Raw genomic sequence first — 22,352 nt, 5'->3', positions numbered from 1 at the left:
TTAATCGAGGTACTCGTAGCTCACTCGCGGGGTAATATTACACAGTAACTCATAAGGGATAGTCGTTGCACATTGCGCTATCTCTTCAACAGGTAATTCTGGCCCCCACATTACTACCTCGTCACCTACTTTGATATTGTCGCTATTGTTGCCTATGTCCACACTTATCATATCCATAGATACATTACCGGCAATGCCATAGCGCTTATCGCCAATTACAACAGGTGTGCCATGCTTTGCATGACGAGGGTAACCATCGCCATAGCCCATCGCAACCACTGCAAGCTTAGTTGGCTTTTCACTTTGCCAGCGTCCGCCATAACCTACACATTGCTGTGCATCCACATCACGAATAGCAATAACGCGAGTAGTTAAACGCATCACAGGTTTTAACGCATGCTCACTGCCTATTGCGCCTAACATTGGTGATACACCATACATCATCAAACCTGGGCGCACCCAGTCACCATGACCATTAGGCCAGGCGATTATACCTGCTGAATTTGCTAAACAATGCGCTTGTTGCTTGTCTGCAACTAACGTATCAAACAAAGCAATTTGTTTAGCCGTTTTGCTGTCACTAATATCATCGGCACATGAAAAGTGAGTCATTAAATTAATGCTACTCTTGGCATTGGAGGTGGCACTCAAACGCTGATAAAAATCATCTAATTGCTCTGGCGCAATTCCTAGTCTATGCATGCCGGTATTTATTTTTAACCAGCAACTAATTGGCGCATCAAGTTTTGCTTGTTCAAGTGCGATAAGCTGATTTTCGTCGTGAATTATTGTTTGGAAATTATTGGCTAATAAAATGGGTAAATCATCAGGATGAAACACCCCTTCTAACAACACAATGGGCTTTGTAAGGCCACCAGCGCGCAGTGCTAATGCTTCGTCAATTCTTGCTACGGCAAAAGCATCTGCATCATTTAAATGCTGTGCTATTTTAACTAAGCCATGGCCATAAGCATTGGCTTTTAATACTGCCATCACTTTACTGTTAGGTGCAAAATGCTTCACTTGCGCAAGGTTATGCGCAAGGTTAGTTAAGTTAATTTGGGCGACAGCTAAACGCATTAGTATTCATCATCAACGGCTGGGCCCGCGTAATTATCAAAACGCGAAAATTGCCCTTGGAAAGTTAACCGAACTTTACCGATTGGGCCGTTACGTTGCTTACCGATAATAATCTCAGCGATGCCTTTTTTCTGTACTATCTTCGTTATAAACTTCATCACGGTATATAAACATGATCAAATCGGCATCCTGCTCGATAGAGCCTGATTCACGTAAATCAGAGTTGATTGGACGTTTATCAGCACGTTGCTCTAGGGTACGGTTAAGCTGTGATAACGCGATTACAGGGCATTGCAACTCTTTAGCTAGGGCTTTTAGTGAGCGAGAGATTTCAGCAATCTCTAAAGTACGGTTATCCGATAAACTAGGTACTCGCATCAACTGTAAGTAATCGACCATGATCATACTAATGCCGCCATGATCGCGGGCAATACGACGTGCTCTTGAGCGTACATCGGTTGGCGTTAAGCCTGATGCATCATCGACATACATTTTGCCTTTTTCCATCAACAACCCCATGGTTGACGATAAGCGAGCCCAATCTTCATCATCAAGTTGGCCTGTACGTACTTTGGTTTGGTTAATACGACCAAGGGATGCCAGCATCCTCATCATAATTTGTTCTGAAGGCATCTCTAGTGAGTAAATAAGCACCGGCTTATCTTGCGTCATCGCGGCGTGTTCAGCTAAGTTCATCGCAAACGTTGTTTTACCCATCGATGGACGTGCTGCCACGATAATTAAATCTGACGGCTGCATACCGGCGGTCATTTTATCTAGATCGGCATACCCGGTACTCACGCCTGTTACACCATCTTGTGGTGATTGATAAAGCTCTTCGATTTTATCAACGGTTTTTTCAAGTATGTTATGAATGCTTTGCGGACCTTCGGTACTTTTAGTACGTTGCTCGGCAATTTTAAATACTTTGCTTTCTGCAAAATCGAGCAAGTCATGGCTTGTTCGCCCTTCTGGGTTAAATCCCGCCTCTGCAATTTCATTAGCCACACCAATCATTTCACGAACAACAGCACGTTCGCGTACGATATTGGCATAGGCATCGATATTTGCGGCACTTGGGGTATTTTTCGCGATTTCAGCTAAATAAGCAAAACCACCAATATTACTCAATGAGTTCTTTTTCTCTAAACTCTCAGAAATCGTGATCAAATCAATAGGATCACCTATTTCTGCAAGCTCAACCATGGCTTCAAAAATAAGCTTATGGGTACGGGTATAAAAGTCTTGCGAAACGACTAATTCGGCAACACGGTCAAATGCTTGATTATCAAGCATTAAGCCACCTAAAACAGATTGCTCTGCTTCAATGGAATGGGGAGGAACTTTAAGGGTGTCGACTTGTTTATCTGGTTTAGCCATAACTTCGCAATACTAACAGTGAATAGGCCTATTCTATCGACTTGCTGAGGTTGTGAAAATAGCTAAGCAAGATTTCTTTTCTTGCTTAGCATCGTTTCAAGTTGATAACTTAGATTATGAGGTTAACAACAGCTACTTTTGCTTTTTCAGTTCAATGCGCCCACTTATGGTATCCATTTCTATATCTGCATTGCCACCATTTATACTGAATTCAAGCTCGCTGGCCGGGCCATACTTCGCCTTGTTCACTTTATCTGAACTTAATTTGTTGATAATTTTACCATTAGCATGGGCTTCTATTTCAAACTCTGCAGATACATCCGCAGGAAAATAAAACTCTGCATCCCCACTGACTGACTCAAAGCGAACACCTGCTTTATCAAGTAGACGATTAATTCGTACTTCAGCCTCGCCATTAACCGTGTTGATGCGTAACTTTTGAATAGTATCAAGGGTAAAGTCAATATCTCCATTAACATTTTCTAATCGTACATTTTGTGCTTTCGACGTTGATTTAATATCACCATTTACAGCAGTAAAACGTAATGTACCTTGTGAATCTTTATCGTTAATTTCACCGTTCACAGTTTCATAGCGAATATCACCATTTAGGTTTATTGCATTCACATCACCATTAACCGTTTCAACGCTTATATCCCCTTCAATAGCAGATAGAGTAATATCACCATTGACTACATCAATCTCCGTTCCATTACTTAGTTTGCTCGCGATGACATTTACATTCACACCTGATAACTCTAATTCGCTACTGCTGGGCATGAAAATAACCAGATCGGAGCCATCACCACTATTCCAACCCAAATTTCCACTGCGTGGCATTTTTACAATAAACTCTATGCGATCGTCTTCAACTTCAAGGCGGTAACCTTTAGCTTTATCATCAAGTTCACCACTGATTTTAAGCTCAGCTTTATCCCAACCTTCAACACGCACGTCCCCACGCTGATTATCAATAAAAATACGTTTACTAGCTGGTACGTTAATTTGTTCATCGATTTTTTGTCCTGCGGTTGCCACCAGTGGCAACAACCCTACTGCAAAAATTAATGCTTTCATTTTCTACTCCTAAATTGTTTGCCACTTAGGTGCATGCACCTTATTAATTAAATCTAATTGCTGTTGATAAACTTGCGCTAACATACTTAACAGTGCTGAGTTATTAGGTTCATTCTCAAGCGCTTGTTTTATTGCGCTTTCAGCTTCTTCAAGTTCATTCAATTGTTGCTGCCAATTATCTGTAACCGCTGGGCTACCTTCGTATTGCACCAGTAAACTTTGTTTTTGCTTTGCAAAAAAATCACTCATTGCCACAACACTGTTAGTTTGCGGTGTTTTTATAAATAACTGCGCAGTCAAAAGCGCTGCTACGGTACAGGCCGCAATGGCTGCCAATTTATTCCAACCACTATTTTTAGCTTTTGTCTCATTCTTTGGCTTTGCTATTGCTCTTTCAATGCCTGGCCACAAGTCTTTTTCTGGCGCAAGTTCAGGCTCTATTTCATTTAATGACTGAGTTAGAAATTGTTCAAAATCTGGCTTATTCATTTTCATACCACTCTTTTAATAACTGACGGGCACGATGATATTGTGATTTACTTGACCCTACTGCCATATCTAACATGGATGCAATTTCTTCATGGCGATAACCCTCGATAGCATGAAGAACAAATACCATACGCGCTCGCTCTGGCAACCGTAAAACTAACTTATCCAAACCATTGAGTCCTTGGCAGTCATCGGCACTTTGTTCGTCCATGCCACTTTGCTCGAAGCTCACGACTTTTTGTAACCAGTTCTTATGCTTACGCAAATAACTAATCGCAATATTACTAGTAACACTATGCAACCAAGTAGAAAACTGCGACTGCCCTTCAAAGCTCGCTATTTTATGCCACAGTTGTACAAACACTTCCTGAGTTGCATCTTCGGCGTGTTCACGATCCGCTAATAAGCGTAAGCACAAACCATAAACTCGCTTTACATGCATTGCATATAAAGTCGCATAGGCTTGTTGATCGCCACTTTTTACTTTTTCGATTAACACAGACTCTGTGTGTTCACTAAAAGCATGCTTTGCATTTATCAACATCGCAGATGTTGTCCCTTTATGATTTTTATTCTGAACTAAGTGTATACCCAAGTACTATGGAAATACGATTTTCAGAGTTTTTATGTTTCTTGAATAGTTAGACGTGCGCAGGTGGTGAAAAGGTTTAAATGGAATGAAATTTTTTAGTTTTAAAAAATACGGCTAACTTAAAAGTTAGCCATTTTACGGAATTTATTTAAATTTTTGATTCAACCGGTTCTTCGATGCTTTTGTCAGGAGCTTTATACGACCAACCTAGAAAAACTAGCTTTGCATCTGCTGTAGCCCCCCCTCCGCTCACATTTGCTAAGCTCATGTCGTGATGAATCCCTCCATCCCCAGAAGCTGTAACTGTTTTACCACGAATCGACCCACTAAACCCACCATTAGCGACTACGTTAACATCTGTTTTAGGCGCATAAATTGCTGCATATAAATCTGAATTAGCACTAATATCTATCCCATCAGACCCAGTAAACCCCGAGTAGATACTAAACACAGGCTTTCCAGACTCAGTCAAACCGTGCTTCATAGTAATTGCTCCATCATCAGCACTCATTGAAACTGTACCTGAAATATAAAGAGTTAAACTACTATCTACGGCGATATCAATGAAGGAGTCACCTGTCATAATAAAATCACCACTAACAATTAAAGTAACATCACCACCTGTCACCTTTAAGTTGCCGTTATTTAAAGTGAAGTTTCCTGATTTAAGTACTTTTTGGTCAACTTGCTCGTTAATTGTAGCCAGTTGATAATTCAGCGTTGCCGGTGGCTCACCTAACCAACTTTCCCAAGTGTAGCTCCCAGGATTCGCTATTTTAGATTGGCCAATTTCAGGTGCTAACTCATAAATCACTCGAGTTTCGGGTTTACCAACAACTAAGGTTGTGGTGCTGTGGTTAACAACAATATCTTCGGCTGTTGGGTCGGTTAGATCATTTACAGCGCTTTCAATATCAATAGGATCACACTGCACTTTACTGGCTTCAAAGTTATCAGGGTCTTGATAAGGTACCAATTCAACACCTGGCGATTGCTTAAACTTAGCATCAGAATATGCAATACCATCTTGCTTTAAGTGTTCAGCTAAGCCCGCTGGCGCTTTTAATGTATTACCATACATAACATCAAGTGGTTCATTATTTTTATTTACGAGGATTGTGCTTGCACTATTATTTGGAAAAATTAAATCGTTATTAGCGCGAACAACCCCCAGTATTTTCCCTTGCTTCCATATTACGTCACCTGCCGATAATACATCGCCGCCCACAGCTGTATCTAAAGGAAACCCTTCAGGTAAAAGTGGATCTGTAGACACAGTGAAATTAGAGTCTATAGTGATATTATTATTCGCGCGTAATGATCCTGTGATGGGGGATGAGCCACTGAAAATAATACTCCCCGTTGCATGAACGCTCCCCCAAATAGTCGAAGCGCCAGATAACGTCACGTCTTTGTCTTTATAAACGGTGCCAATTACAGCTGCGGCTTCTGCTTTATCAGCTTCATACTCACCTAAGCTCGAATCGTAGCTATCAATACGGCCACTAGCACTAAGCGATACCCCTTCACAACCCACGATTGCATTTTCAAAAGGAGAGCCCGCTTTCCCAGGTGAGAAGCCAAACCGCGCGACTAAATTGCTTTGTGCATCACCATTATAACGCTCACCAAGGCTAGCTATCTCTGGTTCACCTGCGGCATTTTTACTAAGACTTGCGTTGTAGGTTGCATCAGTGCCGATCAATCCAGTGCCGGAGGCATTACCAGTAGCGGCAATTAAGCCATCGATATCTAATGTTTTATCATTCAATAAAGCTTGTTGTAACAGTTTAGCTTCTTCAAACACACCTTTTTCTGCCAGTAATCGGCTATTCATTTTCTTTTGAAAATTACCGCTCATGCGTTCTTGAACAATATTTTCACGTAATGAATTTAGTACCACAATACTTGCCATGCTAGTCAGTATAAGTACGGTTATAAGTGTAAAACCATGTTGTTTATTATTCATTTACACTCCCCCAAAGGCATTATTTAAAATCACATTAGATACAGCGACATCAATTTTAATTGTATTACCAAACTGCGCTGGTAAGTTTTCAGGGCCAACATTAATGCTGACCAAATTATTATTAATTGAAAATGTTAACGCTTTAACTCCTGTTAAAAGTCGCTCAGCATCTGCGGCTCCGAGTTTGCACATCAAATTTTCTCCCTGCAAACTGTAAATCTCATCAACAGCCGCAGCAGACACCTCTCCAATACAAGTGATAACACCTGTAGGTTGTTTAATAGTGATACTCAAACCATCTGCTGAAACCACCGGTAATTCGGGTGTTTGCTTGATACTACGAGTAAATACTTTGCTGGTATACCGTATTACTTCTTGTGCATTTTCCAGCTCTTTGCTCACCATAATCGTGCCTTTTATTGCAGAGTAAGACAGGCTTACCCCGGCTAATAAAAATGCTCCCGCAGCTAATGCAACCATTAACTCAACTAAGGTATAACCTCGATTACTTAGACCTGTCACTTTAAATACATCCTGCTGGTAGTGCAGGAAAACTGGCATTTAAAGAAATTTGGTTCTCCGCTGAGTCCGTCATTCGTTCATCTGACCAAGCGACGCTTAGTTGCATGTCATCCGCATATACAGCAGGCAAAGTCAGTTGATAATCACTTGTTTGAGGTCCAAGTGAAGCACGAAACCCAACGTCATTAAAAAGGTCTGGGTTAGTGACTTGGAGTTCACATAATCGCGGCCAAATGCGCTCTAACGTGTTTTGTCCTTGCACTAGTGATACTGTGTAGTTAAAACTGTTGGTCGCATATTGCAACGACTTTAATTGCGCTGCTGCAAGACCAAGTAAAGCGATACCTGCAATCACCACTGAAAGCATTACTTCTAACAATGAAAAACCATTTTGTTTCGCCATCATGCACATGCCGCAGTTTTCTCTGCCAGCCAATTTTGACCGCTTTTTAAAATGCACAAATAGTAATCGACCGTTTTATGATTATCATCTTGAATTAAAATTTCGCTCGCTGCTGATATTTCACCACTAGCCCACACAGTACGATCAACTAAACCTACCGAGATACCTTGATGTTGAATTACAAATTCTTTTAAAACGGTTTCAACACCATCTACAGGGGCTTTTACTTGCCACTTAGCGCCACTGACCACTAACTTAATATCACGATCGCGTTTTACCGCCTCACTACGAGCGTATTTATATACGCTATTCAACTGATTAGCCGTAGTCACGACACGATCTTGCATGATTTGTTGACTAAAAGACGGAAACGCTAATACCGCCATAATCGCAACGATCCCAACCACAATCATCAACTCTACTAAGGTAAACCCTGTTGTTTTAGCCATTATTACTCCCAGCAACCATTGGCGTCAGCAGCCTGTGTGCCATCATGCTTTATGACTAATGCTCCACAGCGATCTCCCGCTTGAGCTGTCCCCCCCTTTGGTGTTGCTGTTAATGTGAATGCCCGACTTTTAAAATTTGCATTGGCAGCACCACCTGCAGCACGATCAAATGCGACATAGGTAAAAGTATAAAATTCAGTATTCGCCGCAGTATTAAAAGTATTGGGATAGCCACCATTACGCGAATAAATACGTTCCAATACAGCTCCATGCTGTAGCATCACCTGCTGAATATCGGCACGACGACTACGTTGCATATGCTCAGTATAAGAAGGCATAGCAACACTGTATAAAATACCTAAAATTGCCACAACAATTAATAATTCAACTAATGTGAAACCTGTAAGCTTTACATTATTTACTGTCAGATCTTTCAATTTCTACATCCTTAACACTATGCCCAGTGCACAAACAATATACAGTGACAACGCTGTCAATGTCAAGATCTTGTAATCTTATAACAATGTAGTTACATTATTCTAAGTATAAACTATTGATTTTTATTTTTTTGGATTTAGATCAAACAAGGTAGAGACGTTATCTAAAAAAGGAACTTTAATGTATTGCGGTTAAATTTAAGCAATCACCCAATCAAGATGCGAGTGATATAATAAATAAAAAAGCCGTACTTTTCAGCACGGCTTTTTTTGCTTAATTTAAAAATTAAGCTTCAGCGATCACGATTACTTTGATAGTAGCCGTTACGTCTGAGTGTACTGCGATTGCAACGTCAAATTCGCCTGTCTCACGGATAGTACCTAGAGGTAAACGAACTTCTGATTTAGCAACTTCAACACCAACAGCTGAGATAGCGTCGGCGATGTCACGAGTACCGATTGAACCGAATAATTTACCTTCGTCACCAGCTTTAGAAACTAGTGTAACTTCAGCTAATGCTTCAAGTTTATCAGCGCGTGCTTGTGCAGCAACAAGCTGTTCAGCGATTTTCGCTTCAAGCTCTGCACGACGTGCGTCAAAAGTTTCAATGTTAGCTTTAGTTGCAGGAACTGCCTTACCTTGCGGGAAAAGGAAGTTACGTGCGAAGCCAGATTTAACAACAACCTGGTCACCTAGGCCACCTAGGTTAGCGATCTTATCTAGTAGAATAACTTGCATGTTTCTACACCTTTTAAAAACTGTTAATCCGCTGCTTACTTATGTAAGTCAGTGTATGGAAGAAGGGCTAAGTAGCGAGCACGCTTGATAGCAGTTGCTAGCTGGCGCTGGTATTTAGCGCTTGTACCTGTGATACGGCTAGGTACGATTTTGCCACTTTCTGTAACATAGTTTCTAAGAGTAGCTAGATCTTTATAATCGATTTGTTGTACGCCTTCCGCTTTAAAGCGGCAGAACTTACGACGTCTGAAATAACGTGCCATGAGATAAATTCCTCAATTAATTCTTTCTATATGCTGAGCATGCAAAACCAATTGGCTAAGGCCGTTACGGCCTTCGTGGCGATTTAAAAAACCACTCACTTGCAATGCCTGCCCAACGTGCAAATGTTGAGTCTGTTGTTGCATTTGCTTACCACTAGCAACCACTTGAAGTCTGACATAACTATTACGGTTAAGGTCTGCTTCAATTTGCATCGATTTATGTTCTACAACAAAAATACAATGCGGGATGCCAGCAGGGCTTTGGCTATATTTGGGCGTTTTACAAACGACTCCAGATAATGTTAGTTGATTCATGTAAGGGTTAAGCTTTTGGCTCATCTTAATAACTCAACTGCACAGCGCCATGCTTGGACTCAAAACAATTAAGCAGCTGGTGCTTCTTTCTTCTCTTCTCTTACAAGAGGAGACGCTTCAGTTACAGCGTTTTTAGTACGCATAACTAAGTTACGAAGCACTGCATCGTTGTAGCGGAAAGTAGTTTCTAGCTCGCTGATTACTTCAGTTGGTGCTTCAACGTTCATAAGAACATAATGAGCTTTATGAAGCTTGTTGATTGGGTAAGCCAATTGACGACGGCCCCAGTCTTCAAGACGATGGATAGTACCACCTGCTTCAGTGATAGAACCAGTATAACGTTCGATCATACCAGCAACTTGCTCACTCTGATCAGGGTGAACCATGAATACGATTTCGTAATGACGCATGGATATTCCTTACGGTTAATAGAGCCTTCTACCGTTTCAGCCAGTCGGTTTAAGGCAAGGAATTAATATTAATTAGGCCGAAATGAGCGCGCATTTTACGCTTAGTTGGATAATTAAGCAATAAATATTTTAGGTCAGCTATAAAAACAAAAAACCCAAGCATAGGCTTGGGTTTTTAAACAATTAACTACAAGAAGAGCTTACTTCTTCTTTTTAACTGCTTTCTTGTTTGGTAAATCAGTGATTGAACCTTCAAAGATTTCAGCAGCAAGGCCGATTGATTCGTTCAATGTTGGGTGAGCATGAATAGTAAGCGCTAAGTCTTCGCCATCTGCGCCCATTTCAACGGCTAAGCCGATTTCACCAAGCATTTCGCCTGCGTTGATACCAACCATAGCACCACCAATTATGCGGCCACTGTCTTTATCAAAAATAAGCTTAGTTTGACCTTCAGTACGAGCAGATGCTATTGCACGACCTGATGCAGCCCACGGGAATACCGCTGTTTCGATGCTTAAGCCTTGCTCTTTGGCTTCTTTCTCTGTGACACCAACCCAAGCGATTTCTGGATCAGTATACGCTATTGAAGGGATACATTTAGGGTCAAAGAAGTGCTTTTGACCAGAAATAACTTCAGCAGCAACATGACCTTCATGAACCGCTTTGTGTGCAAGCATAGGTTGACCAACAATGTCACCAATCGCGAAGATGTGGTTAACGTTTGTTTTAAGTTGCTTATCAACATTGATAAAGCCACGCTCATCAACATTTACGCCCGCTTTGTCAGCATCAAGCAATTTACCGTTTGGTGTACGGCCAACAGCAACTAACACTTTGTCATAACGTACAGGCTCTGCCGGTGCATTTTTACCTTCAAACGTTACATATAAACCATCGTCTTTTGCTTCAACGCCAGTTACTTTAGTAGACAGCATTACATTAAACTTGTCTTTAACGTAACGTTGGTAAATTTTGATAACGTCTTTATCAGCTGCTGGTACTAATTGTTCAGCAAACTCAACTACGTCGATGTCAGAACCAAGTGCACGATATACAGTACCCATTTCTAGACCGATGATACCACCGCCTAAAACAAGTAGTTTCTCTGGTATATCTTTAAGTTCTAGTGCGCCAGTTGAATCAATTACACGATCATCTTCAGGGATGAAAGGTAAGTTAACAGGCTGAGAACCGGCTGCAATAATAGCATTATCGAATGTAATCGTTGTTGCGCCATCAGTACCTTCAACTGCGATAGTGTTACTGCCAGTGAATTTACCGTAGCCGTAAACCACTTTAACTTTACGCATTTTAGCCATGCCATCAAGGCCGCCAGTTAACTGACCAATAACAGAGTCTTTCCAAGAGCGGACTTTGTCTAAATCGATTTCAGGCTTACCAAAAGTGACACCATGAGATGACATTTCTGCAGCGTCATCAATTACTTTAGCCACGTGTAAAAGTGCTTTTGAAGGGATGCAACCCACATTAAGACATACACCGCCTAATGTGTCGCGAGATTCTACTAATGTAACTTCTAAGCCCAAGTCAGCAGCACGGAAAGCCGCAGAATAACCACCAGGACCACCGCCTAGTACAACAACTTGAGTTTTTAATTCGTTGCTCATGCTTTTACCTTAATTGTTTGAACGGGACACTGCCCTAAAGTTTAACTGCCATGTTTCTGCATGGGCAGAAAGTCAGAGCAGATCAAAAATTTATGCAAGATATACAAAGATTGTATCATTGCAAATGGTAAAAATCCCAGCAAAAAAAACTGGCTGGGATTTGATTCTATTTATTTAGCTATATGCATCAATTGCTGCATTACATTACTAGTTGGCGAATATCGCTCATGTAACTTGCAAGAGTTACAGTAAAGCGTGCCGCTAGTGCACCGTCAATCACCCTATGGTCGTATGACATTGAAAGTGGAACCATTAATTTAGGTTCAAACTCTTTGCCATTCCATTTTGGTTTCATTTCAGATTTAGATACACCTAAAATAGCAACCTCTGGCGCATTAACAATTGGCGTAAATGCAGTACCACCAATACCACCTAGGCTTGAAATAGTAAAACAACCGCCTTGCATATCAGATGCTGTTAACTTACCTTCACGCGCTTTAACAGATACTTCCATTAATTCACGCGATAGCTCAATAATGCCTTTTTTATCTACATCTTTAAATACTGGTACAACTAGACCATTTGGCGTATCTACAGCAACACCGATATTGATATACTTTTTAAGAATTAAGCTTTCACCATCGTTAGATAGTGATGAGTTAAATGTAGGGAAGTCAGCCAATGCTTTTGCTGCTGCTTTCATTACAAATACTAGTGGCGTGATTTTAACGCCTAGCTTTTTCTTCTCCGCTAGTGCATTTTGCTCTTTACGGAAAGCTTCAAGGCTAGTGATATCAGCTTCATCAAACTGGGTAACGTGAGGGATTTGCACCCAGTTACGGTGTAAGTTTTTACCTGATAGCTTTTGAATGCGAGATAGTTTCTTCTCTTCGATTTCACCAAATTTAGCAAAATCAACTTTTGGCCATGGAATTAAACCAAGTTCGCCACCACCTGCATTGCCATTACCCGCAGATAACTGACCAGATTCAACTTGCTTAACTAGGTTTTTAACATAGTTTTGCACATCTTCTTTAACAACACGGTTTTTACGACCTGAGCCTTTTACGTTCGCAAGGTTAATACCAAACTCACGAGCTAAACGGCGAACAACTGGCGATGCATGAGCATAGGCACTGTTGTTTTCAAAGCTTTCATTACTTGCTGTTGCAGGTGCGGCTTGTGGCGCTGGAGCAGATTCTACTTTAGCCGCTGGCGCTGATGCCGGAGCCGCTTTTTCAGTTGACGTAGCAGGTGCACTGCCCTCTACTTCAAAAACAAAAATAAGTGAGCCAGTCGATACTTTATCGCCCGCTGCTACTTTTATTTCTTTTACTGTGCCCGCAAACGGCGCAGGAACTTCCATTGCCGCTTTGTCGCCTTCAACGTTTAAGATTGATTGATCTTCTTCAACCTTATCGCCAACTGCAACCATAATTTCAGTGACTTCTACTTCATCACCGCCGATATCAGGCACGTTAACGTCTTTACTGCTTGGCGCTGAACTTTGTGCAGGAGCTGAGTCAGCCTTTGGAGCTGCTTCTGCTTTCGCGGCTGCAGGCTCACTTCCAGCAACTTCAAAAACAAACACTAAAGAGCCTGTTTTTACTTTGTCGCCAGTCGCGATTTTGATTTCTTTAACTGTACCTGCGAACGGTGCTGGTACTTCCATAGCCGCTTTGTCGCCTTCAACGTTTAAGATAGATTGCTCTTCTTCAACGCTATCGCCCACTGCAACCATGATTTCTGTGACTTCAACTTCATCATCACCGATATCTGGTACGGTCACTTCTTTGGTTGCTGAGCCTGAAGAGGCAGCAGGTGCTGCATCTTCAGATTTAGCCGAAGTTTCTGGCGCTTTTTCTTCGCCAGCACTTTCGCCTTCAAAAATCATAATTAAAGAGCCAGTGGTAACCGTGTCACCTTCGCTTACTTTAATTTCTTTAACTGTACCCGCTTGAGCAGCTGGTACTTCCATTGATGCTTTATCGCCTTCAACAGTAAGAAGTGATTGGTCAACTTCAACAACGTCGCCAACACTTACTAAGATTTCGGTTACTTCAACTTCATCGCCACCGATATCTGGTACATTAATTTCAATACTCATTGCAAAACCTCTTAAGCGTACAGTGGGTTAAGTTTGTTAGTGTCGATGTCGAACTTCTTAAGTGCGTCAACAACCACTGACTTTTCAACTTCACCACGTTTAGCAAGTTCAGATAACGTAGCAACAACAACATAACCTGCGTTAACTTCAAAGTGACGACGTAAGTTTTCACGGCTGTCTGAACGACCGTAACCGTCAGTACCCAATACTTTGTAGTTACTGCTAGGGATGAATGAACGCGCTTGTTCAGCGTAGTTTTTCATGTAATCCGTTGCTGCAACGGTAACAGAGTCATTCAATACGCTAGTGATATAAGGCGTTTTTTGCTCGCTTTCTGGGTTAAGCATGTTGAAACGCTCAACATCTTGACCATCGCGAGTAAGCTCATTGAATGAGGTTACTGAGTAAACGTCTGATGCAATACCGTAGTCATCACTTAAAATGGCTGCTGCTTTACGTACTTCAGTCATGATAGTACCTGAGCTTAGTAGTTGTACGTTGGCTTTTTTACCTTCGTAGCTTTCAAGCTTATAAATACCTTTACGAATACCTTCTTCAGCGCCTTGTGGCATTGCTGGTTGCGCGTAGTTTTCGTTCATCAGCGTTAGGTAGTAGTAAATGTTTTCTTGATCTTCACCGTACATACGACGAATACCATCTTGAATGATCACCGCTACTTCGTACGCATACGTTGGGTCATAAGAGATACAGTTAGGTACAGTGTTTGCAAGAATATGGCTGTGACCATCTTCATGCTGTAGACCTTCACCATTAAGCGTTGTACGACCCGCAGTTGCACCGAGTAAGAATCCGCGTGCTTGTTGGTCACCCGCCATCCATGCCATATCGCCAACACGTTGGAAACCGAACATTGAATAGTAGATGTAAAATGGGATCATTGGTAAGTCATTCGTGCTGTAAGACGTTGCCGCAGCAACCCACGATGACATTGCGCCTAACTCATTGATACCTTCTTGAAGTACCTGACCTGATGTGGCTTCTTTATAGTAAGAAACAATATCACGGTCTTGTGGCGTGTAGTTTTGGCCATGCGGGTTATAAATACCGATTTGACGGAATAAACCTTCCATACCAAATGTACGCGCTTCATCAGCAATGATTGGCACGATGTTTTTGCCAATACCTTTGTCTTTTAGTAACACGTTAAGTGCACGTACAAAGCCCATTGTTGTTGAAATATCACGCTTTTGCTCTTCAAGTAATGGCTTGAATGCTTCTACTTCTGGTAGCTGTAGCTTTTCAGAGAAGTTAGGTATACGTGTTGGCGTGTACCCCTTTAAGTCTTTACGGCGCGCGTGTAAGTACTTGTACTCTTCAGAACCTTCTTCAAGCTCTAAGTAAGGCAAGTCTTTAATTGCTTCGTCAGATACAAGATCTTGTAGACCTAAACGCGAACGTAAGTGTTCAACGTGAGTCATGTCCATTTTCTTAACTTGGTGCGCGATGTTTTTACCTTCAGCCGCTTCACCCATGCCGTAACCTTTAACAGTTTTAGCAAGAATTACAGTAGGACGGTCGTTAGTTTGCTCGGCCTTTTTAAATGCAGCATAAAGTTTTGATGGCTCATGACCACCACGCTTAAGTGCAAAAATTTCGTCATCCGTCATATCTGCAACAAGTGCTGCTGTTTCAGGGTAACGACCAAAGAAGTGTTCACGTACGTAAGCACCGTCTTTCGCTTTATATGTTTGGTAATCACCATCGATGGTTTCGTTCATCAATTGTAAAAGCTTACCTGTAGTATCTTTAGCAAGTAAGATATCCCAGCCACTGCCCCATACAACTTTGATAACGTTCCAGCCAGCACCTTTAAATAGACCTTCAAGCTCTTGAATGATCTTACCGTTACCCATTACTGGGCCATCTAAGCGTTGTAAGTTACAGTTAATTAGGTAGCAAAGGTTATCTAGCTTTTCACGAGCCGCAAATGAGATTGCGCCACGTGATTCTGGCTCATCCATTTCACCATCACCTAAAAACGCATATACGCGCTGGTTTTTAGTGTCTTTTAAGCCACGGCCATCTAAGTATTTTAAGAAACGCGCTTGGTATATCGACGCGATAGGACCCAGACCCATAGATACTGTAGGGAACTGCCAGAATTCAGGCATTAATTTAGGGTGTGGGTATGATGGTAAACCGTTACCGTCTACTTCTTGGCGGAAGTTATCTAGCTGAGCCGCAGATAAACGACCTTCAACAAATGCACGCGCATAGATACCTGGAGAAATATGACCTTGATAATAAACTAAGTCACCACCATCTACGTCATTAGGTGCTTTAAAGAAGTGGTTAAAACATACTTCATAAAATGCAGCAGAAGACTGGTAAGACGCCATATGGCCGCCTAAGTCGAGGTCTTTTTTCGATGCACGCAATACAATCATGATTGCGTTCCAACGAATAATAGAACGAATACGGCGCTCAAGGTTTACATCCCCAGGGTATGCAGGTTCTTGATCTACCGGAATCGTATTAACGTAGTTCGTGTTGATGCCTGTAGGCATATCAACACCGTCTAAACGGGCTTGCTCTAATACTTGCTCAAGTAAAAACTGAGCACGCTCAACACCTTCTTCACGCACAACTGATTCAAGAGCTTGTAACCACTCTTGTGTTTCTAGCGCGTCTACGTCAATTTTATTGACTTCAGACATACGGAGGTTTCCTTATGTTTAAAATACGAATGTTTTTAATTAATACTGTGTATTGTGTGTTTCAATACCGTACTTGCTTAAATTATTATCTTGTTTCTAATTCTGTTTAGTGCGTCTTAAACTACGTTCAATACGCGAGTGCTCTTTACCTGCTTCAAGTAGCGCCTCTTCAATGAAAGCTAAGTGAGCATTACTGGCTAAACGAGCTTGTTCAGGATTCCCTTCTATAACTGCATCCATTAATAAACGGCGATGCTCTGCTAACTGCTTACTAATGTGCGGCTTTTCTAGCAATACCGTTAAATTCTGTAATACATTTTGTTCAAGTAGCGCTTGCATCCCTCGCACTAAGTGAAGCAACACTACATTATGCGACGATTCTGCAACACTAAAATGAAACGCATTAATTGCTTTGGCTTTTTGCTGTAAATCATCATTAGCTAAGGCAATACACTCAAAACTTTGTTTCACTTTTTCAAAGTCAGTGCTAGTACCTCTAAGTGCTGCATAATAGGCAGCAATACCTTCGAGTGCATGGCGAAACTCTAATAAGTCAAACTGTGATTCAGGGTGCTTACTGATCAAATCAAATAACGGATCAGTTAAACCTTCTTCAAGCTGATTCTTAACAAACGTACCGCCGCCTTGGCGGCGCGTTACCAACCCTTTAGCCTCTAGCTTTTGAATCGCCTCACGCAATGAAGGGCGAGAGACTTCAAACTGTTTGGCGAGTTCACGCTCTGGCGGCAATTTTTCGCCCGGTGCTAATGATCCCTCAAGAATCATATTCTCAAGTTGCTGTAAAATAACATCCGACAATTTTGCTGCTTTAATCTTTAAAGACATTAATCAACGTCCGCGTTGTAATAGGCTCTGGCTTCATAAATACCAGTTTGTGCCTGTAGCCGAAACCAAAAGGTAAATTGGTCATACCAAATTTGAGCCATACGTTATCAAAAAGCAAGTTTACTGTCAATTTCATGAGCAGCCCGCATACAAAACTAGCCTAACGCATTTAGCTCAAAGATTAAACAGTAGGTGATAACCGCTGACTTTGGGAAGGGTTTTTAATAAAACACGAAATGGTCTGACCAGATGACACACCCTGAGAAGCGGGCGATTACTATCAACAAATAACTTAAAAATTTTTGCTCAAAGAGAAGTGAATGAGAAAAAGCAGCGGGTAACGAGCTGCGGGTTATAATCGTAGGAAAGCGCTTTAGCGCCGATTGGCTTTAACACAAAACCTAAAACAATCACGGCTAAAGCTTATTCCCACAAAGTAAAATCATACCCCAACCCCCGTAGGAGAGCGCTTTAGCGCCGATTGGCTTTAACACAAAACTTAGAACAATCACGGCTAAAGCCTGTTCCCACAAATAAAATCACATCCCAACCCCCGTAGGAGAGCGCTTTAGCGCCGATTGGCTTTAACACAAAACTTAGAACAATCACGGCTAAAACTTGTTCCCACAAAACACACAACACCCATTTCTTACGCCAAACCACCAAACAAGGTGAGCAGTGCAATAAGCACTAAATAAAACAAAACATTACGCTTTACCAACTTCATCATACAGGTTGCTTCAACCGCACAGCCAAAGTGCTGCCGCTCAATTTGCTCCGCTGCTAATGCGGTATTTGTCACTACTTTTCGATTACTCACTGAAAAGTCAAATGCGTAACGCAGTAAGCAGCTGGTGCCTTTATTAAAATTACCAATAACTAAAAAACCAAAGCTGGTAATACGTGCCGGTAGCCAATCAAGCCAAAATAATAATTTATGAATCAATTTGAAGCGTGCCACATATGCGACTTTTTGGTCTTCGCGCACTAAATCAGCATAAGTCCGCACTAGTGCATAAAGTACAGCACCTGGCGCGCCTAATATGACAAACCAAAAAATGACCGCACAATAAAAGCGAAAATTTATCCAGGCTAATGTTTGCCCAAACGTTTCACCATCAGGTTCATCTTCAGTTTTGTTTTGGCCCATTTGCAGGGCATACAAGCTTGCCGCCTCACGATCCTCTCGGGTAAGTGCATTTAAATACGCCTTATATAAAACACGATGTTTAGCACAACCAAAGCAAACCAATAACACCACAATATTGACAGCAAGTTGCCAAAGCACAAAATCAGAAAAAGTATAAATCAAAGCGATTGCTATAACTGGCAGAATTAACCAAATTAAAAAACCATGGTTAGAATTAAACAAGCCTTTTTCGCTTAGCTGCCTATTAGAGCGTGTTAAATAGCTCTGTGCATAATGGCTTATCTGCCAATAATCTGAGCGTGCACCTAAACGTTCCAAAATCAATGCGATAATAATAGAAATTAAAATCATAGCGGTCTCTTTGCTAAAAGCAGGTTAAAAAAGGGCAGCTAAATAATGTTGCCAATCAAAGCTTTCACCTGGATCTGTTTTTCGCCCTGGCGCAATATCACAGTGCCCAACAATACGTTTTTTAGTTATTGCGGGGTATTTATTCATCAATAACTTAGTTAATGATTGTAATGCATTATATTGCATTTGGGTATATCCACTCACATCCGTTCCTTCAAGCTCAATACCAATACTAAAATCATTGCATTGTTCACGTCCTAAAAAATCAGATTTCCCTGCATGCCAAGCTCGCTTTGTAAACGGCACATACTGTATAACCTCGCCCGTACGCTTAATAAAACAATGAGCTGACACTCTAAGCCCTTGCAGGTCGCTAAAAGAAGGATGAGTCTGGCAATCAATATTCCCCATAAATAAATCATCTACATAAGGTGTTGCAAACTGCCCTGCAGGCAATGAAATATTATGAATAACTAATAAAGAAATGTCTTCTGCGCATGGTCGCTCATCGAAATGAGTACATGCTCGCTGAATGACTCCTTGTACCTTTCCCGCATTATCAATATACATAGTAGCTTACCGCCATGACAATTTGTTGATTATGCTAAAGGATTTATAAAGTTAATGATAGCCGAAAGCAGCGCTGAGAGTTGGCTAAAAACAAAAAACCCAGCATAAGCTGGGTTTTTGATATTCTGAAGAGAACTAAAATTACTTGATTTTAGCTTCTTTGAAAATCACGTGTTTACGAGCCTTAGGATCGAACTTTTTGATTTCCATTTTTTCAGGCATGTTACGCTTGTTTTTGTCGGTAGTGTAGAAAAAACCAGTACCAGCAGTTGAAACTAAACGGATTTTATCGCGCATGATTCAGTTCCTTAAACTTTTTCGCCGCGAGCACGGATTTCTGTAAGAACCGCGTCGATGCCTTTTTTATCGATAATACGCATACCTTTAGTAGTAGTGCGTAATGTTACAAAACGTTTTTCACTTTCAACCCAAAAACGGTGTGTTTGTAGGTTAGGTAGGAAACGACGTCTAGTCGCGTTTCTCGCGTGTGAACGGTGATTACCAACCGCAGGACGCTTACCTGTAACTTGACATACTTTAGACATGTCTATATATCTCCAATAACTTCGCTCGAGCTTAATTTAACCTAAGGCCATGTATTTCTGCCCTAGAGAATAAATCGAAGGGCGCTCTTTATACAGCTTTTACAGGCAAAGATCAAACAATGATCTATCCAATCAGCTCATATGTAAATTTGATAGCGGCTAATTATAAAGATCGAAAGCCCTTAGGGAAAGTAAAAACTGCATTTAAATTAAACTAATTTGTCAAAAACACTTAAACAGCTTATTTTTAACACACTTAACTAGCAAACAAAGCTAAATAAGGCCCCTCTCTGCGAACGAAATACAATTATCTGCACCCACAATGATGTGATCTAAGATATTTATATCGACTAATTGTAGTGCTTGTTGCAATTTATTAGTGATAAGTTTGTCAGCTTGGCTGGGCTCGGCGATGCCTGATGGGTGATTATGGGCTAATATAAGTGCCCCGGCATTATTTTTAAGCGCAGCTTTTACAACTTCACGCGGATAAACAGATGCTGAATTAATCGTGCCATAAAAAAGTGTTTCTTCTTTAATAAGTCTATTTTGACTATCTAGATATAGCACCATGAACACTTCTTGTTGTAAGCCTCTAAGTTCAAGGGTTAAATAATCGTAGACTGATTGCGGTGAATTAAATACCGCTTTTCGCTGGCATTGCTCTATCATATAACGCCTACTGAGCTCTAGTACGGCTTGCAATTGTACGTACTTTGCTGTGCCTAAGCCTTTTTGGGCGCAAAAATCTTCCAATGATGCATTAAATAAATTGTGCAGTGTTTCATTTTGAGTCATTAAATGTTGTGCAAGCTCAACGGCATTCATACCAGGCAAGCCTGTTCGTAAGAATATAGCTAACAACTCAGCATCGCTTAGCGACTTTGCCCCCTTATTTAATAATTTTTCACGCGGGCGTTGCTCCACAGGTAGTGAATTCAGCTGCATTATTTTGTCCCTAAAACAAACCATTCATTTAACTGTAATCTAAAAATAAAATTTCGCCTGTAAAACCGTAAATAAAATTCAAATTAAAAGCTTCGTGCCAAAGCCAAAGATTTGCTATCGTTAGTGCATATCGACAAAGGTTTTATCAGCACATGGCAGAGTTAATGACAAAGTTAAAAAATAAAAAAATTGTACTTGGGATCACCGGTGGTATTGCGGCTTATAAATGCGCAGAGCTAGTAAGGCGATTAAAAGAGCAAGGCTGCGAAATAAAAGTGGTTATGACCGAGTCAGCAAAACATTTTATAACACCTCTCACCATGCAAGCCGTTAGCGGTGAAATTGTATCAGACTCGTTGCTAGACCCTTCTGCAGAAGCTGCAATGGGCCATATTGAGTTTGCCAAATGGGCTGATTTAATTTTGGTTGCCCCTGCCAGCAGTAATATCATCGCAAAAATGGCCGCAGGCATCGCTGACGACCTGCTAACAACCTTATTATTAGCAACACCAGCAAAAGTAGCCATCGCTCCTGCCATGAACCAACAAATGTATGCTCACCCAGCTACCCAAGCTAACTTAGCAACGCTAGCTCAGCGCGGTGTAGATATTTGGGGTCCAGGTAAAGGCGAGCAAGCGTGTGGTGATATTGGCGCAGGGAGAATGCTCGAGCCAAGCGAGTTAGTTACTCTTTGCACTAAGCCAGCTCACCCGCAATTACTCGCAGGTAAAACAATTACAATTACCGCAGGCCCCACTCGTGAGCCACTTGACCCAGTTCGTTTTATATCTAATCATAGCTCAGGAAAAATGGGCTACGCACTTGCACAAGCAGCACTTGATTTAGGTGCAACAGTAAACCTTATATCAGGTCCAGTTACTATCCCCCCGCCGAGCGCAGCAAAACTCACAAATATTGAAAGCGCAGAACAATTACTACAAGCGTCTCTTACACTTGCAGTTCAATCTGATGCCTTTATTGGTTGCGCTGCCGTAGCTGATTATCGCGCAGCTAACGTTGCCGAACAAAAAATGAAAAAACAAGGTGATGAGCTCACTCTTACATTAGTAAAAAATCCAGATGTAATTGCTGCGGTAGCAAACCTAACTCAAGGGCGACCATATACCGTAGGCTTTGCCGCTGAAACACAAGATGTTGCTAGCTACGCCAAAGGTAAACTGACCAATAAAAACCTCGATATGATTTGTGCAAATGATGTATCACAATCAAACTTAGGCTTTAACTCAGATCATAATGCTTTAACACTGTACTGGCATACTGAGCAAAAAGAATTAGCAATAGATACAAAAAGCGCGCTCGCACTAAGTGTGATGACTGAGCTTGCTAAACGATTGTAAAAAGGCTGGAAAGAAGCTGAATAAAACATTAACATATCCCCACTCA

Annotated in this window: 23 protein-coding genes and 1 pseudogene; 1 reads left to right on the top strand and 23 read right to left on the bottom strand. The window is 41.3% G+C overall.

The window, feature by feature from the left end:
* The 23 genes and pseudogenes from alr to radC form a co-directional block, all read right to left on the bottom strand.
* Positions 1-1,080 (bottom strand): alanine racemase, encoded by a 1,080-nt coding sequence (alr, locus tag ACU8V8_RS01440; protein WP_446888595.1) that lies wholly within the window; start codon positions 1,078-1,080, stop codon positions 1-3.
* Positions 1,080-2,460 (bottom strand): annotated as a pseudogene (gene dnaB, locus ACU8V8_RS01435) (replicative DNA helicase). The gene alr and the pseudogene dnaB overlap by 1 nt, the downstream one beginning before the upstream one ends.
* A gap of 132 nt (positions 2,461-2,592) precedes the next feature.
* Positions 2,593-3,537: a DUF4097 family beta strand repeat-containing protein gene (locus ACU8V8_RS01430; RefSeq protein ID WP_446888594.1), complete on the bottom strand. Its 945-nt coding sequence runs from the start codon at positions 3,535-3,537 to the stop codon at positions 2,593-2,595.
* A gap of 9 nt (positions 3,538-3,546) precedes the next feature.
* Positions 3,547-4,032 (bottom strand): hypothetical protein, encoded by a 486-nt coding sequence (locus ACU8V8_RS01425; RefSeq protein WP_446888593.1) that lies wholly within the window; start codon positions 4,030-4,032, stop codon positions 3,547-3,549.
* A complete protein-coding gene (locus ACU8V8_RS01420) occupies positions 4,019-4,570 on the bottom strand; it encodes an RNA polymerase sigma factor (RefSeq protein ID WP_446888592.1) in 552 nt (183 codons plus the stop codon). The genes ACU8V8_RS01425 and ACU8V8_RS01420 overlap by 14 nt, the downstream gene beginning before the upstream one ends.
* A gap of 196 nt (positions 4,571-4,766) precedes the next feature.
* A complete protein-coding gene (locus tag ACU8V8_RS01415) occupies positions 4,767-6,587 on the bottom strand; it encodes a pilus assembly PilX family protein (RefSeq protein WP_446888591.1) in 1,821 nt (606 codons plus the stop codon).
* Complete coding sequence (locus ACU8V8_RS01410; protein ID WP_446888590.1) at positions 6,588-7,109, bottom strand: prepilin-type N-terminal cleavage/methylation domain-containing protein; 522 nt, start codon at positions 7,107-7,109, stop codon at positions 6,588-6,590.
* Position 7,110: 1 nt separating this feature from the next.
* The gene (locus ACU8V8_RS01405; protein WP_446888589.1) at positions 7,111-7,515 is read right to left on the bottom strand and encodes a type IV pilus modification PilV family protein; all 405 of its coding nucleotides are present in this window, start codon (positions 7,513-7,515) and stop codon (positions 7,111-7,113) included.
* Complete coding sequence (locus ACU8V8_RS01400; protein ID WP_421960981.1) at positions 7,512-7,961, bottom strand: GspH/FimT family pseudopilin; 450 nt, start codon at positions 7,959-7,961, stop codon at positions 7,512-7,514. The genes ACU8V8_RS01405 and ACU8V8_RS01400 overlap by 4 nt, the downstream gene beginning before the upstream one ends.
* 2 nt (positions 7,962-7,963) lie before the next feature.
* Positions 7,964-8,398 carry a type IV pilin protein gene (locus ACU8V8_RS01395; RefSeq protein WP_446888588.1) on the bottom strand — a complete coding sequence of 145 codons (435 nt, stop codon included), beginning with the start codon at positions 8,396-8,398 and terminating at the stop codon, positions 7,964-7,966.
* 286 nt (positions 8,399-8,684) lie between these two features.
* The gene (gene rplI / locus ACU8V8_RS01390) at positions 8,685-9,137 is read right to left on the bottom strand and encodes a 50S ribosomal protein L9 (protein ID WP_087531154.1); all 453 of its coding nucleotides are present in this window, start codon (positions 9,135-9,137) and stop codon (positions 8,685-8,687) included.
* A gap of 35 nt (positions 9,138-9,172) precedes the next feature.
* Positions 9,173-9,400 carry a 30S ribosomal protein S18 gene (gene rpsR / locus ACU8V8_RS01385; RefSeq protein ID WP_002962753.1) on the bottom strand — a complete coding sequence of 76 codons (228 nt, stop codon included), beginning with the start codon at positions 9,398-9,400 and terminating at the stop codon, positions 9,173-9,175.
* A gap of 12 nt (positions 9,401-9,412) precedes the next feature.
* The gene (priB, locus tag ACU8V8_RS01380) at positions 9,413-9,715 is read right to left on the bottom strand and encodes a primosomal replication protein N (protein ID WP_087531192.1); all 303 of its coding nucleotides are present in this window, start codon (positions 9,713-9,715) and stop codon (positions 9,413-9,415) included.
* Between the two features lie 68 nt (positions 9,716-9,783).
* Positions 9,784-10,125 carry a 30S ribosomal protein S6 gene (gene rpsF / locus ACU8V8_RS01375; RefSeq protein WP_036980061.1) on the bottom strand — a complete coding sequence of 114 codons (342 nt, stop codon included), beginning with the start codon at positions 10,123-10,125 and terminating at the stop codon, positions 9,784-9,786.
* Positions 10,126-10,325: 200 nt separating this feature from the next.
* Positions 10,326-11,753, bottom strand: a complete 1,428-nt coding sequence (gene lpdA / locus ACU8V8_RS01370; protein WP_446888587.1) for a dihydrolipoyl dehydrogenase — start codon at positions 11,751-11,753, stop codon at positions 10,326-10,328.
* A 199-nt stretch (positions 11,754-11,952) separates the two neighbouring features.
* Positions 11,953-13,860 (bottom strand): pyruvate dehydrogenase complex dihydrolipoyllysine-residue acetyltransferase, encoded by a 1,908-nt coding sequence (gene aceF, locus ACU8V8_RS01365; protein WP_446888586.1) that lies wholly within the window; start codon positions 13,858-13,860, stop codon positions 11,953-11,955.
* Between the two features lie 11 nt (positions 13,861-13,871).
* Complete coding sequence (gene aceE / locus ACU8V8_RS01360; RefSeq protein WP_446888585.1) at positions 13,872-16,538, bottom strand: pyruvate dehydrogenase (acetyl-transferring), homodimeric type; 2,667 nt, start codon at positions 16,536-16,538, stop codon at positions 13,872-13,874.
* A 96-nt stretch (positions 16,539-16,634) separates the two neighbouring features.
* Positions 16,635-17,384 (bottom strand): pyruvate dehydrogenase complex transcriptional repressor PdhR, encoded by a 750-nt coding sequence (gene pdhR, locus ACU8V8_RS01355; protein WP_087531158.1) that lies wholly within the window; start codon positions 17,382-17,384, stop codon positions 16,635-16,637.
* Between the two features lie 649 nt (positions 17,385-18,033).
* Positions 18,034-18,885, bottom strand: a complete 852-nt coding sequence (ampE, locus tag ACU8V8_RS01350; protein WP_446888584.1) for a beta-lactamase regulator AmpE — start codon at positions 18,883-18,885, stop codon at positions 18,034-18,036.
* A gap of 24 nt (positions 18,886-18,909) precedes the next feature.
* Positions 18,910-19,455: a 1,6-anhydro-N-acetylmuramyl-L-alanine amidase AmpD gene (gene ampD / locus ACU8V8_RS01345; RefSeq protein WP_446888583.1), complete on the bottom strand. Its 546-nt coding sequence runs from the start codon at positions 19,453-19,455 to the stop codon at positions 18,910-18,912.
* Between the two features lie 141 nt (positions 19,456-19,596).
* The gene (gene rpmG, locus ACU8V8_RS01340; RefSeq protein ID WP_004587947.1) at positions 19,597-19,752 is read right to left on the bottom strand and encodes a 50S ribosomal protein L33; all 156 of its coding nucleotides are present in this window, start codon (positions 19,750-19,752) and stop codon (positions 19,597-19,599) included.
* A gap of 11 nt (positions 19,753-19,763) precedes the next feature.
* Positions 19,764-20,000, bottom strand: a complete 237-nt coding sequence (rpmB, locus tag ACU8V8_RS01335; protein WP_006793236.1) for a 50S ribosomal protein L28 — start codon at positions 19,998-20,000, stop codon at positions 19,764-19,766.
* A gap of 273 nt (positions 20,001-20,273) precedes the next feature.
* On the bottom strand, positions 20,274-20,948 hold the full coding sequence (gene radC, locus ACU8V8_RS01330) for a RadC family protein (RefSeq protein WP_087531161.1): 675 nt from the start codon (positions 20,946-20,948) through the stop codon (positions 20,274-20,276).
* A 164-nt stretch (positions 20,949-21,112) separates the two neighbouring features.
* On the opposite strand from radC, the gene coaBC reads away from it, so the two are divergent.
* A complete protein-coding gene (gene coaBC / locus ACU8V8_RS01325) occupies positions 21,113-22,306 on the top strand; it encodes a bifunctional phosphopantothenoylcysteine decarboxylase/phosphopantothenate--cysteine ligase CoaBC (protein WP_446888582.1) in 1,194 nt (397 codons plus the stop codon).
* Positions 22,307-22,352 lie beyond the last annotated feature (46 nt).

This window comes from Pseudoalteromonas sp. SaAl2 (assembly GCF_052947895.1).
Note: the sequence above shows the minus strand (reverse complement) of the source record. Positions and strands in the feature narration are given on the sequence as shown.